This is a genomic window from Sphingobacterium sp. lm-10 (assembly GCF_023554555.1).
Classification (GTDB): Bacteria; Bacteroidota; Bacteroidia; order Sphingobacteriales; family Sphingobacteriaceae; genus Sphingobacterium.
In genome coordinates, this window is sequence record NZ_JAMJWC010000001.1 from 1,440,309 (window position 1) to 1,458,924 (window position 18,616).

The window sequence follows — 18,616 nt, forward strand, 5'->3', positions numbered from 1 at the left end:
GGTTAATAGATTATTGCTAGCGTTCTATCGTCGTGATTTCCTTTACTCCAGAAGTCCAACCAACTTAATAATTGATCGTCGACATGCTCATCATCTGCGAAATCTACTTTAGTGCCATCTTCATTCTCACCATCTAAATCTTGCAGGAAGGCTTTCCACGCCTGCTTGTCTCTCAGTTTGTTTTCGGTGATAAATTTAGCATCATAAATACCATCGGTCATGAGTACCAATTTTGAAAAATTGTCAAACTTATTTAGTGAGAAACGTCCTGGCATCTCCGGTTGAGTAAATATTTCTGGCATGGTGATGAATCGAGTACCACCACCAAACTCACCGATATCTAATATATTAAGTAAGTGGACTTCGTCGAGATCATCTAAAACAATATTGATCGGGCAGTCACCAACGCCAAAGCTCAACACTACATAACCAAACTCAAACTTTTTGACTAATGCAAATATCAAGGTGGTGTGAAGGTCTTTCAATTGAATAGATTCCTTTTTGGCAAATTCCGATAACCGTGCATGCACGTTGCGAACAGGTTTATAGAGTATATTGATAATAGACGACTTTACTGTGAGCAAATGTTCTTCCTCTGTAGATTTTGTTATGGAATCATCTGTATTGGCTAGGTTATTCCCTGCATAATCTATTTCTACAATAGATTGGTCTATAGTCAAGGTATTCTGGCTCTCTTTTATAAAAGGATTCCCATAATAGTTTAAACACAAATCATCTAGTTCATGGAGTATATCATTGTTCTGAAAACCTTGAACAACATCTTGGGTAGCTAACTTGGAACCCTGACGCGCAAATTTAGCCGACCCGGCTCCATCTGCCATGGCAATAATGGCCCAATCCATAGGCAATTTTGAAACGAAAAAATCATCGTCGCGAAAAGCACCTTCGTGTGCATGTGAACGCCCCCTTTGAGACGCTACGACGATATGCTTATCAAGAAACTTCCCTACATATTTGTCGCTATCTGGCTTGGAGTAAAGGTCGTTTTGGTTACTAGGCTTATGAATCCAAAGATCTTTTGGATCCGCATTGACGACAAAGGAAATGACCTTCACATCATCCGTTGGGTTTTCTTCTAGTTTATGTACAAAAATAAGCTGCAAATCCACCGTTAGTGCCAACTGGGGAATTCCATGTATCCGCTTTTGCTCGGGATCAAATGCTAAACTAACCCTATCTAGATTTCTAATTTCTTTAATATGAATATAGGGAAATTCTGGGAAATCAAATTGATATTCGTAAGGCTTCTTTGCATTCGCATTAGTTATCGTAAGTCTGCTATCTTTAAACTCTTCTTTTTCTTTATACATTTCGAATAAGGATATTACTTCTTGTTTTGATGCGCTAATCGCCTTTGCCAGTTGATGTATCTTTGCGTTTTGCATCAATTTGGCGATGGTATTGTTGACAATCTTATTTTGCTCCACTTGGAATTCGTCCAATACTTGCTTTAAAAATGTTTTCATGTTTATCCTAATGTTCTAGTAATATCAAATCCACCATCCGACACACCATAAAAATCAACCCTACCACACCAAGGACATGCATTTTCGCCGACTCCTTTCACGCAGTGGATCTTTCCGCAGGCACAGCTTGCTAGACTGAACTGGTGAACACAACAAGGACAATTTGGATTTCCAAACAATTCTTGTGTAGAAATCTTTAGATGCTGAGTAAGTGTGTTAGAATATTCGCTATAAGCTTTATCATCAATTTTGTAAGCGCCCTGCGCTTGATAAATTCGGGTGGATAAATTCATTATTCCGGAAGCTTCTATTTCCTTCTTAAATTTGATCAAATATGATTTCTCCGTGGTCGAACACTTTGCGTGCAGCACGACAAAGTTTTCGTCTACGATCTGATGACTCTTACCTAAATCAATTTTCTCCATGACATCGGGATTAACCTTTTCTAAGCACAGTGTATCTGAAGTACGATGAGCAACCCCTTCACTCGTTGTTTTTATAGATGCCGTCACCCATCTAAAAAACTCTTTATAAGCTTGGGCATCCGTATCTTGAAAATGCAATACATTGGGTGTCAACTTGCCCAGCAGCTCATAGTTCGTGTTACTACTTAAAGAAATTGCAATCAGATTCACTTTGTTACTATATTTTGTCTGCCATTTTGATATGGCGTCTACCGAATCGTCTGTGGGTACGCCGTCGGTAAACAAAAAAATGATGGGCTTCCAGTCGCCTTTTTGTTGATAGGTAGTTGTTACTAACTCTCTATCCATAGCGCACATTAATTCTGTTAAACCGCTTGAAAGTGATGTTCCGCTGCCTATTGGAAATTTTGGCGGATAAAATGTGATCACGTCCTGCAAAGGAGTAATCACTTTGCTCTTACCGGCAAAACCAATAATGGATATCCATACGGTCTCCAATGCTACGGGATCTGTTTTTAATTCACGTATCACTGTCCCCATTCCTTCTTGTACTTGATCTATAGGTTCTCCCACCATAGATTCCGATACATCTATTAAAAAATATACTGGTAGCCTTCTCATACATCTATTGGGTTCAAACAATTATATTTAACTCGCTTGGCGGAGGAGGGAGGTATATGCCTTCTCCAGTGCCTTGGGACTTACTGCCCATTTCGATGGAGGAACTTACCCAACGAAAAAATGTGGTCAATGTATGGCTATCTGTAGTATCCAGCTTAACCACATCATTGGTCAGCTCTTTAAGAAAGGAAACCTCTGATTTAGGTCCGGCGGCACAGCCCACAATAATCCCAAAATCCAACGCCTTAATCTTCGCGATGCTCATCCTATATTTCTGGATGTCGGACGGTTTTCCATCCGTGAAAACAAACAGCAGTGGCTTCCAGTCACCCTTTCTTTCGAAAGATCCCTTTATCAGTTCTTTATCTACCATTTCATGCAACATCTCGAGCGCTTCACCAGTATGCGTAGGACCACTTTCGGGGCATAATATTTCGACGGGTCGAAAACTGGCCAAATCTGTCAGCGGAACTAAACAATGTACCTCACGATCGAACGTGATGACACTGATATGCAAAGAGTCCATGGCCTGCGGATCCATGCGAAGCATACTCACCAATCCATTAAAGCCGTTATTCAACGCTTGAATAGGTTCTCCTCGCATAGACCCTGATGTGTCCAGAAGGAAATAAGCCAGTAATCTTCTATTCATCACTAAGCGATTATAATAAGCTCCGAAGGTGGCGGTGGCAATTGATCCAATCCGATTACTTCTTTACCTGATTCCTCTACTTTGGTCGATGTTGTGGAAATGGAGGCGGTAACCCACTGAAAGAACTTGGAAATACTTTCCGAGTCTGCACTATCTAGTCGAACTACAGAATTCGCTATTTGCCTAAGCAATACATCATCAGCCCCCTGACCTGCCGCACAGCCTATAATCAATCCCTTATTGACATGTTTAAGTTTGTCACTTCCATGCTGCCAGTTGTCGGTAGGCACACCATCGGTCATGATAAAGATCAATGGCTTCCAATCGCCTTTTTGTTCGATTGTGGTCTTATAAAGTTCAGATTCCAATTTATCTGCCAATAAAGAAAGGGCGGCTCCCAGCGAAGTCAGCCCAGAGGCCTTGATGTCGACCATTTGAAAAGAGGCTAAATCGGTGAGCGGAACGATTTGCTTCGCTTCAGAATCGAATGTTATGATGCTCACGAAAGCGGTCTCTATCGCTTGAGGGTTTTGACGTAATGAATGCATCATCATTTGCACACCATTTTTTACTGCTTCGATAGGTTCTCCGGTCATCGAACCAGATGTGTCTAATAATAGATATACGGGTAGTCGTCTCATCTTATAAAAATTTCTGCTGAACAGTTGTGATGGTTTCTTGCAGCTTACGGTCTTTAGTAGGCTCTCCAATAGCATTAAATTTCCATTCACCTTGGCGCTTGTAAAACACTCCCAGTACCATGGATACATGACCGGCAAACCCTTCTCCTTTGGAAATATTATACGTCGCGAAAACTTCGTTCACACGAGAAGGAGTTCCTTCATATATGCGTATGGCTGCAAACGGAATCGTTCCAAAGTCATGTCCCCTATAGCTATTAAGCACAAACGCCACCTGTGTCACCTGATTACTAAGTCTAGAAAAATCAACGGTAATAATCTCATTGTCTAGGCCGTCATCGCCATCCATATCACCCGTTAGATCATCTCCACTATGATGGATGGCTCCATCTTTGGATCTCAAACTACCAAAGTATACCACGTCAATACATTCCTTTTCATCATCGTAAAGAATACAACTGGCGTCCAGATCGACGGGTTCCTTATCGACCCCACCTAACCAATTTTTCTTTTCGATAGCCCCCCAATTCACACCTACACAAACGTTTTGCAGTAACGTACCATTACCCTTTTTCAGGTTAATGCGCTGTCCCTTTTGCAGATTAATGCTCATTTTTTTAATTATATTTAGTTAAATAATCTTCTAGTCCGCCTTTCATGCCTACGCCTACGGCTTCAAATTTCCAATCCCCATTTTTCTTGTAAATACGGCCGAATTCCACCGCTGTTTCTATCGAAAAATCTTCTTCTAACTCATACTTCAATAATTCTTCATTGGAAAGGGTATTCACGATACGAATGAAGGAATTGCGCACCTGTCCAAAATTCTGTCCACGAGACAAGGCATCATGGATGGTGATGACAATACAAATCTCACTGGCTGCCTCTTCTATCTTAGAAAGGTCTACCAAAATTTGCTCGTCATCTCCTTCCCCATCTCCAGTTTGGTTGTCTCCGGTATGAATTAATGCCTCGTTAGGTGATTTCAAATTGTTATAGAATACGAAGTGTCGATCTGAAAGTATTTTCTTGTTTTCTCCCAGAACGAATACGGAAGCGTCTAAGTCAAATGCGCTTCCCGTGGATGAACTGTTCGTATCCCATCCTAAGCCGATCGTAAATTTGGGTGCATTGATATTTTCTCTTTGCCCTTTTTGTAAGTTGATTGCCATGATATAATATATTTTAATTTTAGGTGATGATATATGTTATCAATTCTATGATGATGATATCCGATCGTTATTGTTTATTTTGAACCTGCAGACCACTTTAATCCCCATCCATACTTTTTGTCGCATTCGGCATGAGAATTATGAAACGTCACTAATTTTTTCACTTCAATGGACTGTGAGGAAAACAGCACTTCAGCAATTGCACAAAACTTTTGTACGCTTGATTGCGCACCCATCTGTACCTCTATTTCCGCGGTTCCGGGAACCTTAACCGTGACTATACCATTGGTTTCTTTCCATCGTGCGGCTCCCTCATATATGAAGCAGTATATCACGACCCTTTTCAAATCACTAATACCTGCCGGATTGATTATAATGTCCTCGCCGGATCCAGAACTCGTACCTCTATCATCTCCAGCGTGCCATACCCATGGCTCCGATACGTATCGGCCTTGTCTAGTTTTTCTATCTTTTGCCCCTCCTCTTCCGCCAGAGAATTGAAGTCCATCTATTACATTTCGTTCGCCGTTGTTTAACTCGTAGAAACAACCCAGATCTAAATCAATATCTTTACTAAACAGACTTCCAAATAAGCCTATTTTTTTACCATTAGACCAGTTAAGGTGGATATTTATTTCATCCGTAATTGGACCTACCTGCTTAGAAAGGTCAATAAAATGTGTATCGCCCTTTTTTTCAAGCGTGATCTTTTGAAGGTTAATAGCCATAATTGTTATTATTTTATAATTTGTCCTTTATAGTATTTCGACAGGAAAAATGCTAGATCCTCTTTATAACCTATACCAGAAGCCTCAAACTTCCAATGCTGATTTCGGCGATATAGCCTTCCAAACTCTACCGCTGTTTCAAGGGAAAAATCTTCTCCTAATTCATACTTTGCCACTTCTTGGCCAGTGCTATCGTCCACGATCCGTATATAAGAATTTCTCACCTGTCCATAGTTTTGTCTCCTCACTATCGCATCGTGAATAGTGACCACGAAGGATATTTCCTGTACTCTTTCGTCAACTTTGGATAAATCAATTTGTATACTCTCATCATCTCCATCCGCACTATTGCCACCTGTTGGATCGTCGCCTGTATGATGTAGTGCACCATCGGGAGAATCCGTGTTGCCGTAGAAAATAAAAAAATGTTCAGCGGGGATATGCTGAGATTGGTCAACCATAAATGCGGAAGCGTCTAGGTCAAAATCTTCGCCTGTGCCCTCGTTTGGATCCCAACCAAGACCAATAGTTATCTTAGTGAGTCCTACCTCTATCCGTTGTCCCTTTTGTAGATTAATAGCCATACCTTAATATTTTACTCGTAAAATTTATCTTCTTTTTCCAAACCTCTAGACAGCTCGCTAATCCTTCCCTCTAAACCCAGTTTGGATTTGCTTTCCTATCGTGTTAGTTTAGTTTCGAATCCTTTCGATGTACAAATGTATCCTGATCAACAGGTCCATAGTTATGGGAAACCGTAACATCTAGCAGAGGCATTGAAATAATTAAGATTTTAGCATGAAAAATAAAATGGCTAGTTCCTCTTTGACAGGTTGCTTCAAGCAACTATGAGTGTTGATTTTGACTTGAGATATGATCAAAACAGAGTCACAAAAAGAGCACTATAAAGATTGAGGCTTTTACCAATAGCAGGAAACATTCTTTTTACTATTTTTGAGAGCTGTTTTAAATAATGTGAATGTTCATGATCACTCCTTTTTTTTCCGGTAGCAATCAAGTATTGCTGGAAATACTTAATCAATCGAATCAGGCTACTGCAATTTACACGGGCCCCGAACTAACTATCCAATTAGCAAACAATAGTATGCTCAAATTTTGGGGCAAAGATAAGTCGGTAGTAGGCAATAAATTCGAAGACGCATTACCCGAATTACATGGACAGCCATTTCCGAGTATTTTAAAAGAAGTTTGGAACTCCGGAACGCTATACGCAGGAAAGCAAATGGAGGCGGCTCTGGAAATTAATGGCAGCCTAGTAAGATCTTATTTCGATTTTGTTTACCAACCAATATTCGACAAATCGGGTAACATCTTGTGCATACTACATACCGCTTGGGATGTCAGCGAGCGTGTTGCTGCATGGAAATTGGTTAAGGAAAAGGAAGAAAATGAACAACTTATAAATGAAGAACTTGAAGCGGCAAATGAAGAATATCGTTCTACTAATGAAGATCTTGAAGAAGCCAATGAGCGGCTTAACAAAACCCATGATAGATTAGTATACACCGAACACAGGATGCAGCAACTCGTAAGTTCAACTCCTGTTGGCTTAACATTGCTTCGAGGACCAAATATGATCATCGAGTCTGCGAATCAGGGAGTATTAGAAATTTGGGGACACAAACAAGAAGAAGTAATCGGTAAACCCATGCTGGAAGTATTTCCATTATTAAAAGGGCAAGTATTTTCTGTTGAACTTGATAAGGTATTTTCATCTGCTGAGAAAGTATCTTTGATAGAAGTTGTTGACTCTTCCCGCGAAAATGGATCTGAAGGCAGAAAATATTTGAGTATAGACTTTTCTCCGCTTCTCGATACGAACGGAAATGTCGATGCCATTATGGCAACCGTGAGGGATACAACGGAGCAGGTTGTCGCGAAAATCGCTTTAGAAGAAAGTGAAACACAATTAAGCGAATACAATGAAGAGCTGGCTGTACTTAATGAAGAGCTACAGACAACAAATGAGGAGCTTGCCACAATAAACGAAGAATACAACTCCACAAATGAACAGCTGGAGGACTATAATCAGGCGATACAATCAATTAACAATAAGCTCACAGAAAAGAACGAGAATTTAAACACGGTTAATGTCGGCTATCAAAATGAAAATAAAAGTCTTAGTTCAGATAATAAGAGTTTATCAAAAGACAATAAGAATCTCCGTACGCTAAACAATGCAGTTACAAAGCTCAACAATAAGCTAATTGATAGTGAAGCCGTTTTTAAAAACCTTATTGCACAGTCGCCGATTGCTATTATGCTGCTAAAGGGTGAAGATTTGATTGTCACGATTATTAATTCGCCTATGTTGGAACTTATCGACAGGGATGACAGTATCATTGGAAAATCATTGCTTGAAGAAATTCCAGAGCTAGTTGGCCAGCCAGCTGCTATTAAGCTTATTCAGACATTTAGAGATGGTTCAGCACGCGTTGAATTCTCCAGTCCGGTCAGCCTGATGCGAAATGGAGATTTAGTCGAGGGATTTTATAACTTCAGCTACGCCCCGTACATGGAAGATGGGCACGTGACTGGCGTTATTGACATGGTTGTAGATGTCACGACAGAAATAGCGGCAATTCGAGAGCGTGATGAAACGATTCGGGAGAAAACTTTACTGGAGGATACTTTAAGAAATAGCGAACAAAGGCTTCAGGGAATTCTTGAAACGATGGCCGAAGGTGTGGGAATTATCGATGTCAATGGTCAGCTAGTTTACGCGAACCCAATGGCACAACAAATTCTGGGACTTACGTTAAGTGAAATAGAAGACCGCACCTATGATGATCCGCGTTGGCAAAATCTTCGTTTAGACGGCAGCCCTCTTCCAGAAGAAGAGCACCCCATGTCGATCATGATGTCCACAGGCCGGCCTGTGTTCGATGTGGAAATAGGATTGCAACCGCCTAATAGGGATAGGTCTTACATATCAATCAACGCAGCGCCTATTTTTGATGATCAGGGAAATCTGAGCGGAGGAATCGGAACTTTTATGGATGTCACATCAAGAAGGCTTATTTCACAAAGTAAGGATGATTTTATCAGCATTGCCAGCCATGAACTTAAAACCCCTGTAACATCTTTAAAAGCCTCCTTACAATTATTAGAAAGGGCACACAAGAGATTGCCGGAGGAAACCAGAGAAAAACTAATCTCACAATCCATCAGAAGTCTTGAGAACCTCTCCCGCTTAATAAGCGATTTACTGGATACTAGCCGAATGGAACAAGGGCAGATGAAAATTGAAAAAAAACTATTCTCCCTAGATGAACTCTTTGACGATTGCTGTTCCCATATCGCTAAAACTTCCAAAAAGAAAATCATTTTTAAAGGTGAAAAAGCGCAGTTGATTCTTGCTGATAATCAACAGATCGGTCAAGTGCTCATCAACTTCATTACCAATGCTATTAAATATGCACCAGACTCTGTCGAAATTATCGTAAATGCTAGGTTGAATTCCGATGCCGAAATAAAGATAAGTGTACAAGATTTTGGACCGGGAATTGAAGAGGAAAAATCAAAACATCTTTTCAACCGTTATTATAGAGCAGATTACAAAGGTCAAAAGTTCACAGGACTCGGGTTAGGTTTATATATCTGTGCAGAGATCATTAAAAATCATGGAGGTACAATCGGCGTGGATAGTGTACTGGGAGAAGGAAGCGAATTCTGGTTTACTTTACCTTTAGAAAGTTCAAAGCATTAAGTCGGTGTAAATTTAAAGACATAACTATTGAACGTTTGGGAAACAAATCTACTACACCTCTGTTGATATATCAATAATATGATGGTATGAGAACAATATTTTTATTAGAGGATGACGAAGGTATAAGAGATGTTTTGGAGATTTTATTAAGCTCAGAGGGTTACCTCGTCCAATCTTTTGCAAGTATAGAAGAATTCAATAACAGAGATATTTCTGTCTCGCCCAACTTATATATTTTTGACGTGATGCTACCTGATGGATCTGGAATTGATCTCTGCAAAGAGATTAAGAAGAATCCAACAAATGATGATATTCCTGTTGTAATCATGAGTGCGCATGCATACCTGAAGGATATTAAAGACGTTTGTGATCCTCAAGATTTTATTACTAAGCCTTTTGAAATAAATCATTTATTAGAAAGAATAAAACTCGCTTTGGATTAAATCAATCATTGCTGTATTTACTTTTGGCATGAGCAATTCTGCTAATTATTACTCTTGAAAAACCATCTTTTCCAATCGCAATCCACAGTAAGTATGTCCACCCATATTGTGACAACGGCGTGTATGTTTTTATTTTCAAAAAATAGCTAACTCACATCTTCTATAAAACCCTATTAACTGATTATGCATTGCCACACTATTCATAGTTATAGGCGTAATCATCCTATATAAATACTGGTTTTCGTGGATTTTTTTGAGATCTCTTTTCAGGTAAATTTGACATTGAGCACTGCTAGCGGTGCAATAAAGTGGCTGGGTTTTAAGGTTGCTCGATAAGTCAAAATTTAAAGGAAACATATATATGAAGAAAATAATATACCTCGTCGTACTGTTACTGTTTGCTGAACTAGGGTATGCCCAATATTTTACCCTAACACCGAGTGGATTTGTTTCAAATGACCGCGCGGAATATACTGTGATCGATTTTCCGAATGTAAAACAGGAGGTTCTGTATAAAAATGTACTTAATGCACTTTCTTCCATGTACAGAGATCCTAAAGAGGTATTGAGTCTGATCGATGGAGAAGGTATTACCATCAAAGGATATGAGAAGGAGGTTATCGCTGATAAGGTTAAAATATCCCCGCTGCAAATAGGCAAAACAACGTATAAATACGACATATCCTATACCCTATCCATTCAATTTAAAGATGATAAAGTTCGTATCAACCGCCCCTCTTTTGAGTGTAGGAGATGGTATGAAAGTGGTTATAAATCTGGATGGGCGACCGGCTGGACCTACCTCGCGCTTGTTAAAGACAAAAATGCAAAGTACGCTGTCTTTGACAAAAATGGACAAATTATTTCTCAAGAAGCTTTTGACGGGCTACAACAGCATTTCAACGGCTTGATAAAAGAGATTATTGACAAATCTAAGGTGGTAAATAACTGGTAGGTATGGCTATATTTTAACGCTATTGATTACTCACATAATTTAGTAGCCAGATCTAATAGTTTTAAAGTGGTATTCCAATTACGCGTTGTCGCGGCGACTCCCAGCTTAGCTTCAAGAAAATTGTTATTCAACTTTGTTCTTCCATACCCATTTGGACAATATAGATAAACCGCACGGGAAGAAATGGCAATTTCTTCTTCCGGATGTTTTTTTCCGATGATCAAGGCATCGTCAGTAATTTGAATATTATGTGCTAAAAATGTAACATATAAGAATGCGTTATTTGTCTCCTTGTTCTTAGCGTATGGATTACCGCCAATCACTTTTCTAAGAACATCCACCGTTAGCACAATTACAGCGGCTTTAAATAGAAATTGTGTTTCAATTTTTTCGCTGATTGCTTTTTCTAAATTCTTAATATCGGTAATATCGGTTGAAAAAATTACATTTCCACTCTGCACATATGTTTGTACATTTTTAAATTGTAGATCTTCATACATCTTCTTTAGATCAGCCATCTTGACCTTATTATGACCTCCTACATTTATCCCTCTCAATATTGAGATATAAATTTCCATTTTTCAGCTTAGATTAATGCTTTTTATAAGAACAGTAATTATCTCATGAAGGTAAATATACGCGACATATGGTTAAAAAATGGTAAAGATTCTCGATTTATAGTGAAGACACACATTTTCGTAAAAGTCAGCTGCTTTTTTAGTCCTACTCTAGACCTCTCTCTTTAATCTTTTTATTTGTCTTGCGTAATGCAGTTAAACTTGGGAGTATACTTAGTGGGAGACAAATTGCGCCAACCAACATCAGATATTGTTTAGTGGTTAGTGCGATATATGCAATAATCGTAATAAAAATAGCAGAGGAAATAGCTGTTCCAACATTCCCCTACGTACCCTTAAAACAAAAGTGCTTCAAGAAGTATCTCGAAGCACTTTTAATTTAGCAATGGCTTTTACAGTTTTTCTATTATTGTCCAGATCAATGCTATGATCTGATACATATATTTCATAATCAAGAGTATCATCGTGTTATTCGCTAATCAGGTTAAGTCGGACTTGTCCACCAATTAGTTCTTTATGAAAGTATTCCTTATTTCCCGACACCTTTAACACTTGAATTTGATTATTGTCATCATATTGCGTGGACGACACTGCACTCTTGCCAGCAAGCTTCACATTCATCGTGTCGACTTTCAGGCTTGGCGAATAGCGAAGTAAACCATCATGAAGATCGACATCAACCTGTTTAAAGTTGTAGTCCATGAGGAATGCTTTTGATTGTTCAGACACGAATATCGCTAACTTTGGAATTGACTTTTGTATAGTATCTGTTTCCCTAGATGCAGCGTGAGTTAAGAATAATTCACTTTGTCCAAGTAGGTTCAACCGACGCATACTATCTAACAACTCCGGAGCTATAACGGCACTTACATTTGCATGCTTAATCGTAACATCACTGAGTTTATGTGCAATATCCAGTGAGACATAGCTACCTCTTTCATTAAGTGATGTAATGAATAATGTATCATTTTCCACATTCATTTTCAGATCCTTAAATGCTACCGCAAAGGCATTTGTAGAACCAGATGTGCCCTTATTCAAGATCAGAGAGAATGGACGTCCATCGCCATTTAATTGAATATGGCTAAATTCTTCACTAATCGTTTCCTGCTTTTTTTGGTCAGATTGATTGAACCAAAACCGGGACAAAAAGTCTGCCGGTTTATCATCCGGCCCGACTTTTATCAAACCTAATAGTTGGGGTACACACACTACTAACAGAATGAGTACCAGTATGCTGGCAAATATGCTATTTGATGTTTTCATTGTTTAAGTTTCTTTATCGGTTTCTATAGTAGGTATTAATCTCTTCTATACTGATTCCCAGCATATCCATTGCTCGAAATACAACTGCCAACTCATCATTCAGAAAGTGCTTCTTCCTAGCTTTAAGGATAAGTGCTTTAGCATCATGGTGTGCAAAAAAACCTATCCCTCGTTTATTGAAGATTATTTCCTGTTGTTGTAGATGATCGTACGCACGCATAACCGTATTCGCATTTACTTCCAGATGAGCCGCTAAATCCCTGACCGAAGGGATCTTTTCTTTTTCTTGCCATTCTCCCAAGAGAATCCTATCCATCACGTACTCACTGATTTGTAAATAAATGGGTTTTTCATTCGAAAATTGCATATTAATAAATCTCCTTTTCTCTTAGTTTGAAATAGGTGGTCACGATGATGCCAAGCAAAACCAATAGTATATACAAAGTCATTATCTTCGACCTTAAATCCGATCCTTCAAAATGATAGTCAGCATGTTGGTGAAGTGTCACGATGACTTTAAAATAGAACACACCAAGTGCAATTAATAGCAATGCAAAAAGTGGAATGCTGTATTTCCGAAAAAAGATAGCTGCTAACTGGTACAAACAGGCGAATATGCATGAAGCAATAATTGCAGCAGTATAAATTTGAGGTTCTGAATTCGAAAAATAAGTTTTCTCTTTAAATTTAAAATACAGTTCTCCAACGCTTTCTTTATAGGAAATAGCATCTGCCAAATAAAGTGACTTCATCACAGATACGAATGCCAAATCCGTGAGGAAGAAGGAGAAAAGAATTAAGAAAATGATGGTTAAATTTCCAAGCCATAACGTAAGCATACGCTCTCCCCTACTCACTGGACTTAAGCTGCCGCGCACCGTCTTCGTCAACATCTTAAAATAAGGAACTGTGCATAAAATCAGGTAAAGTGGCAATATAAATAACACCAGGTTTGTGGTTTGTTTTCCGGTGTAGTTTGCCAACGCTTCCGCAAAAGAGCCTTCGGAATAGCCATTCAGAAACAACCTATTGAAAAGAGGCGTCCCGTACCAAAACATGGCCAAAATATATAAAACGAATACAACCACCGGGATGCTTACGATCTTACCTTTATTGAGCAACCAGTATTCAACAAGTGTCGTTTTCAATCTTTTTAAATTAATATTTTTCATTTCACAGGTTGGTTTGAGTTGGCTTAAAGTGGTTTACGAGATTTGGATCAGCAGATAAGGCATTAAAGAAAAATTCAATATCAAATTGACTTTCTTCATTTTTAACATTAGGTATCAGACTTAATGTTCCATGTATGCTCTGCTCTGAATAGATAGCATCTGCCACATCACTAGGCTGAGTAGACATGTAGAAGCTCTGTTGCAACGAGTGGAGACTTTCATCCAGAATCAGTCTACTGTGATTCAAAACCAGCAAATGATCGATTAAGTTATGGATATCACGGATTTGGTGCGTGGATATAATCAACAGACGTTCGTCGGTAACATATCTTGCGATAATTTTACGAAATTGAGTCTTCGAAGGGATATCCAACCCATTAGTGGGTTCATCCATCAAGATGACGTTGGCATTTGTAGCCAATGCAAAAGCAATGTTTACTTTTTTAACCTGACCGAAGGAAAGGTCTTTTATATTCTTGGTACAGTCGATCTGAAAAATACCTAACAGGTTTTCAAAGTAACCGACATCAAATTTTGGATACAAGGATCCATACACTTCCTGAAACTGACGGATCTTCCACTCTGGTAGTTCCGCATGATCGGTAACAAAGTAAATGTTGGATAGGAAATCCACCTCTCTTTTATGAGGTTCAAAACCAGTCATCTCAATAGCTCCAGAGCTTGGGAAAAGCAGACCTCCGATATTTTTGAGTAACGTCGTTTTGCCTACTCCATTCAAGCCTAACAATCCGTAGATATGTCCGGGCTTCAGATTAGCGGTAATATTTTCCAATATAGGAACTCCTCTTCGATACTGGTACGATACATTCTTTAAATTAATCATATTGGCTATTCTAGTGTATTAGTTATATAGTACACTACAAATGTATGCATCGTTTTGAGACTAACAAATTTTTTTTGATTTTTATTCAGCTAAAATCAATTAGCTATAAAAAAGAGTACGTATTGGGTTGGGTTGGATGTTTCGGGATATTGTGCCACAGGTTAACTTCTGTATTTATCTGATCAGCTTCAGCACGTGTAACAACGTCTCTTATATTCTCATGAATGATGAGAATTAAAAGCAGACCGATCGTTACTTGGCGCCCCAAATTCGATCGAAGAGAATAAACCTACTATGGCGTGTATTTGCGTCGGTAACATGGATAGCGATGGCCGCTTCATACCAGCTCGTTAAGATTGAGCATTTTGTGTTAGACGAAATAATACCAGATGCTGTTTTTAACGCATCTGGAAAGAGCTTTACGTTAATACTAAAGTTGGTTAAAGATCTGTATTAAAATTTCCTCGACAGATATACGATCATACCTTCTTTTTATTCTACTGCATAGTTTATGATTTCAACACATCCTTAATATCATCCATCTTTCTAAACATACTGGCCGCAAATGGGCACAAGGGCATAATTTTGATGTTTTTTTCTCTGGCCAACTCTACAATTTTGTAAAGCATTTTTTTACCGACGCCTTTACCGGTATAGGCGGAATCGACTTCTGTATGATCGATGATAATTAAATCTTTTCCTGCAATCGAATACGTCATCATACCCGCTCGTTTTTCGCCATCGCTAGCAGCTGCATAGCCTTTAGCATCCGATTGTTTTATTATAATATCCATTGGTTTAATTACTTCTAAAGTTTACATTAAATGTAAAAATTTTATATAGAACATTTATTTTATTATCCTTAGCTGTAGCATCTTGTTCCTCGCTGCGTTATAGTATTGAAACCATTTTATTATGAACAAGATTTATCTGCTCTTTATCACCTCATTATTGCTTTCGGCCTGTTCAAAAAGCGAATCCGAAACCTGTTTGACCTACATGCGTAATCATTTCAGGGACCAGCTCAAGTGTAATTCACCTCATATGTATACCAACTTATACCGGGGTGTTTATAAAGGACAAACCGTATATTTTGTTGATATCGTTTGCCCAGCCTGCTTAACTATGCCACCTCAACGCGGATATACCTGTGAGATGAAAGAAGTCAATTTTACAAACTTTGCCGAAGAAGTAAACGATGTAAAAGAAGTTTACAATAGCTGCACAAGAAGCTATTCAGAGTAATTTAGCTTTACTTGTATCGTGTGCGTCCCTGCAAGCAACTTTTGCGGTGCCCTTTCTTCTGCATTTTCTGGCAAGTGGAGCGTGGCACTGGCATTGGCTGGCACGGTGACCGTGTAGGTTACTGTATTATTCTTATTTCGTTTCCATTTTGAGATAATGTTACCGTAGGGCGAACGGTGGCTGACTTCCGAGTGCTCCAATCCTTCGGGAAATAGAGGTCGTAGCAGCGTATGCTTAAAACCAGGCTGCTCTGGATCGGGATGAATGCCTCCTACCGACTTGAAAAACCAACCACCGATCTCACCAAACATCATATGATTGTCGGAAATATCTCGCTCGGCTTCCAAATCCCAATTTTCTAATAAAGTCGTCGCTCCATTGACTACCCACCATCCCCAGGAAGGATAGGTATCCTGCACTGCCACTTTATAAGCCGTAGCACCATAACCATTATCTTTCAAGGCATCGAGCAATGCCTTGGCACCTAATACACCGACATCCAGATGAAAATTCGTCTCTTCGACCTTTTTATTCAGATTAGCCGCCACTTTGGCTATCATATCTTCCGGCACAATTTTCCAAAACAAAGGAACGCTTAACTCCGTTTGGGTACCATCTGCGTAGATGCCTTTCTCCCGGTTCAGGAATTTACTATTAATTGCATTTTTAATTTTTTCGCTCAATGCCTCATATTTTTGCTGATCCTGCTCTTTCCCAAAGAGTTTGGCCGCTGTAGCCAGGATGCGCGCATCGGTGTAGAAATATACGGAAGAAGTCAATTCCAGATTGGACGTAGACTTCACCGGAACCCAATCTCCGCGACCAAAAGTCGTCAAACCGGTTGGGCTAATTCGTTCCACATAATCCACGTAGCGCTTTATGTTTTCGTACGAATCAGCCAGCAGCTTGGAATCTCCGTAGAATAGATAGATCTGCCAAGGAATTATCGCAATTGTGCTGGTCCAGTCTAGCCCATTTGCTGTACCATAACCCCAGCCTCCGGTAGGGATAATATCCGGCAATACACCGTTGGGCTGTTGCTCATCGCGATGATCGGCAATCCATTTTTCGTATACCGTAATCCCTTCAAAATTGTATAAAGCTGTTTCTATGGCCAAATGTCCATCACCAGTCCAGCCGTTCTTTTCACGCTGCGGACAATCCGTTGGGTAGCCCATCAAGTTAGATAAATACGCATTATTGGTGACGCGCCACAGGTCATTCACCAACTTAGAAGAAGTTTTCACTTCGCCCAGCGGAGCGACATCGCTGTGCATAAAATAGGCCGTCACATTTTTGGCGTTCAGAAGGATGGGTGCGTTGCTGCTAATCTCTACATAGCGAAAACCTTTATAATTGAATTTGGCGGTAAATTCATCTTCTTTGCGACCACTCAGCGTCAGGATATCCGTCTGGAAAGGATCTGCCTCTTTATCTCCCCGATAATACACATCGATATTAGACAAATCAATCCGACCATCATCGTGCAAGCGTTCGCCATGTTTTATTTTTAGTACGGTTCCCTCTGCTCCTTTCACCTGCACATGGGTTACACCTGCCATATTTTGCCCCATATCAAAAACATAGGTGCTATCATTGATCTTTTCGACGGATTGAGGCTCGTATTTTCTTCCGAAACGGATAGGTACCATTTGCTGCGAGACAATATTTTCCGAAGGAAAACTGCGGTACCGTACCCCCTGCCATTTCTGGTCATCAAAGCCCGGACTGTCCCAACCGGGCTGCTCTAAACGGGCGTCATAGTGTTCTGCCGTATAAATACTGTTAAAGGTAATCGGTCCGGAAGAAGTCTTCCAATCTCGTTCTGACCGGATCGTTTCTTCGGAACCATCTGTATAAACAATATGCAGATCCAGACAAAACGTAGGTCTTGCTCTCCAGGGCGCATTATGAAAGTCCCACACGCCTAGCGACTGATGGTTGTACCAGCCATTGCCCAATACCACACCCAATGCATTCTGCCCTGAGCGCAGCTGCGTAGTCACATCGTGTGTTACATAAAGCGTGCGCCGATCAAACCGGGTGTACATCGGATCCAAGCGATGATCTCCAACCTTACGACCATTGAGCGAGAGCTCGTATAATCCAGCTACAGCAATGTAAGCACGTGCACGAGCGATCTCCTTCTTGAGGTTAAATTCTTTACGAAAATATGGCGCTGGCTTATGGTCGATAGTATGATGATCACTAATCCAAGATCCCTGCCATTGGGCATTCCCCATCTTACCGGTCTCGAAAGCGACGACCGCCGATGTGCTTGCTTTTGCTTCTTTATCCCAAGTGATCACTTTCCAAAAATATCGAGTTTGGGGCTGAAGCTGCTCACCCGCAAATGTCAATAGAATATGGTCATCAGGTTGTTTTCCAGTATCCCAGATCTGGCCCCGATCATTCACTACAGCCAAGGAATCTGTATCCACTAAGATCCGATAGGCTGTTTGTACTGCTCCCGGCCGATTATCTTCGAGCTTCCAACTCAGCCGTGGATTCGGATTATCTATCCCCAGCGGACTCACCAAATGCTCGCAACGTAGTTCGATCGGTTCTCCATTTTTAGACTTGGCATGAGTAAAGAAACAAATTGGAATTAGCGCGAGAAAGAATGGGACAGCTTTAATCATAAATAGATAGTTATG

The 18,616-nt window shown here is 39.9% G+C and carries 19 protein-coding genes; 4 read left to right on the forward strand and 15 right to left on the reverse strand.

Translation table 11 applies throughout. From position 1 onward, the window contains the following. Window positions 1-2: 2 nt before the first annotated feature. The 8 genes from M8998_RS05690 to M8998_RS05725 all read right to left on the reverse strand — a co-directional run bounded on the left by M8998_RS05690 (window position 3) and on the right by M8998_RS05725 (window position 6,310). Entirely contained in the window at window positions 3-1,487 is a 1,485-nt protein-coding gene (locus M8998_RS05690) for a PP2C family serine/threonine-protein phosphatase (protein WP_249991219.1), read from the reverse strand. Between the two features lie 2 nt (window positions 1,488-1,489). After that, a complete protein-coding gene (locus M8998_RS05695) occupies window positions 1,490-2,533 on the reverse strand; it encodes a TerY-C metal binding domain-containing protein (protein ID WP_249991221.1) in 1,044 nt (347 codons plus the stop codon). Window positions 2,534-2,546: 13 nt separating this feature from the next. After that, the gene (locus M8998_RS05700) at window positions 2,547-3,185 is read right to left on the reverse strand and encodes a vWA domain-containing protein (RefSeq protein WP_249991223.1); all 639 of its coding nucleotides are present in this window, start codon (window positions 3,183-3,185) and stop codon (window positions 2,547-2,549) included. Between the two features lie 2 nt (window positions 3,186-3,187). Beyond that, window positions 3,188-3,826: a vWA domain-containing protein gene (locus tag M8998_RS05705; RefSeq protein ID WP_249991225.1), complete on the reverse strand. Its 639-nt coding sequence runs from the start codon at window positions 3,824-3,826 to the stop codon at window positions 3,188-3,190. A gap of 1 nt (window position 3,827) precedes the next feature. Next, on the reverse strand, window positions 3,828-4,439 hold the full coding sequence (locus M8998_RS05710) for a TerD family protein (RefSeq protein WP_249991227.1): 612 nt from the start codon (window positions 4,437-4,439) through the stop codon (window positions 3,828-3,830). 4 nt (window positions 4,440-4,443) lie between these two features. Further along, window positions 4,444-4,998: a TerD family protein gene (locus M8998_RS05715; protein WP_249991229.1), complete on the reverse strand. Its 555-nt coding sequence runs from the start codon at window positions 4,996-4,998 to the stop codon at window positions 4,444-4,446. A gap of 74 nt (window positions 4,999-5,072) precedes the next feature. Beyond that, window positions 5,073-5,726, reverse strand: a complete 654-nt coding sequence (locus tag M8998_RS05720) for a stress protein (protein ID WP_249991231.1) — start codon at window positions 5,724-5,726, stop codon at window positions 5,073-5,075. 8 nt (window positions 5,727-5,734) lie between these two features. Further along, window positions 5,735-6,310, reverse strand: coding sequence for a TerD family protein (locus M8998_RS05725; protein WP_249991233.1), 576 nt, complete (start codon window positions 6,308-6,310; stop codon window positions 5,735-5,737). A 401-nt stretch (window positions 6,311-6,711) separates the two neighbouring features. On the opposite strand from M8998_RS05725, the gene M8998_RS05730 reads away from it, so the two are divergent. The 3 genes from M8998_RS05730 to M8998_RS05740 all read left to right on the forward strand — a co-directional run bounded on the left by M8998_RS05730 (window position 6,712) and on the right by M8998_RS05740 (window position 10,854). Next, window positions 6,712-9,456 carry a PAS domain-containing protein gene (locus M8998_RS05730; protein ID WP_249991234.1) on the forward strand — a complete coding sequence of 915 codons (2,745 nt, stop codon included), beginning with the start codon at window positions 6,712-6,714 and terminating at the stop codon, window positions 9,454-9,456. An 86-nt stretch (window positions 9,457-9,542) separates the two neighbouring features. Then, window positions 9,543-9,899 (forward strand): response regulator transcription factor, encoded by a 357-nt coding sequence (locus M8998_RS05735; protein WP_249991236.1) that lies wholly within the window; start codon window positions 9,543-9,545, stop codon window positions 9,897-9,899. 361 nt (window positions 9,900-10,260) lie between these two features. Next, window positions 10,261-10,854 (forward strand): DUF4468 domain-containing protein, encoded by a 594-nt coding sequence (locus tag M8998_RS05740; RefSeq protein ID WP_249991238.1) that lies wholly within the window; start codon window positions 10,261-10,263, stop codon window positions 10,852-10,854. 26 nt (window positions 10,855-10,880) lie between these two features. On the opposite strand, the gene M8998_RS05745 is transcribed toward M8998_RS05740, so the two are convergent. From M8998_RS05745 to M8998_RS05770, 6 genes are all read right to left on the reverse strand, one after another. After that, the gene (locus tag M8998_RS05745; protein ID WP_249991240.1) at window positions 10,881-11,432 is read right to left on the reverse strand and encodes a DUF1697 domain-containing protein; all 552 of its coding nucleotides are present in this window, start codon (window positions 11,430-11,432) and stop codon (window positions 10,881-10,883) included. A 468-nt stretch (window positions 11,433-11,900) separates the two neighbouring features. Continuing rightward, complete coding sequence (locus M8998_RS05750) at window positions 11,901-12,698, reverse strand: hypothetical protein (RefSeq protein ID WP_249991242.1); 798 nt, start codon at window positions 12,696-12,698, stop codon at window positions 11,901-11,903. Window positions 12,699-12,711: 13 nt separating this feature from the next. Then, the gene (locus tag M8998_RS05755; RefSeq protein ID WP_249991244.1) at window positions 12,712-13,065 is read right to left on the reverse strand and encodes a GntR family transcriptional regulator; all 354 of its coding nucleotides are present in this window, start codon (window positions 13,063-13,065) and stop codon (window positions 12,712-12,714) included. Between the two features lies 1 nt (window position 13,066). Next, window positions 13,067-13,870 carry a hypothetical protein gene (locus M8998_RS05760; RefSeq protein ID WP_249991246.1) on the reverse strand — a complete coding sequence of 268 codons (804 nt, stop codon included), beginning with the start codon at window positions 13,868-13,870 and terminating at the stop codon, window positions 13,067-13,069. 1 nt (window position 13,871) lies between these two features. Beyond that, window positions 13,872-14,714, reverse strand: coding sequence for an ABC transporter ATP-binding protein (locus M8998_RS05765; RefSeq protein WP_249991248.1), 843 nt, complete (start codon window positions 14,712-14,714; stop codon window positions 13,872-13,874). A gap of 509 nt (window positions 14,715-15,223) precedes the next feature. Then, window positions 15,224-15,508: a GNAT family N-acetyltransferase gene (locus M8998_RS05770; RefSeq protein WP_249991250.1), complete on the reverse strand. Its 285-nt coding sequence runs from the start codon at window positions 15,506-15,508 to the stop codon at window positions 15,224-15,226. A gap of 121 nt (window positions 15,509-15,629) precedes the next feature. Here M8998_RS05770 and M8998_RS05775 point away from each other — a divergent pair, with 121 nt between their 5' ends. Next, on the forward strand, window positions 15,630-15,959 hold the full coding sequence (locus M8998_RS05775; protein ID WP_249991252.1) for a hypothetical protein: 330 nt from the start codon (window positions 15,630-15,632) through the stop codon (window positions 15,957-15,959). Here the strand turns inward: M8998_RS05775 and M8998_RS05780 are convergent. Continuing rightward, the gene (locus M8998_RS05780; protein ID WP_249991254.1) at window positions 15,947-18,601 is read right to left on the reverse strand and encodes a glycoside hydrolase family 78 protein; all 2,655 of its coding nucleotides are present in this window, start codon (window positions 18,599-18,601) and stop codon (window positions 15,947-15,949) included. The two genes, M8998_RS05775 and M8998_RS05780, sit on opposite strands and share 13 nt — an antisense overlap. Window positions 18,602-18,616 lie beyond the last annotated feature (15 nt).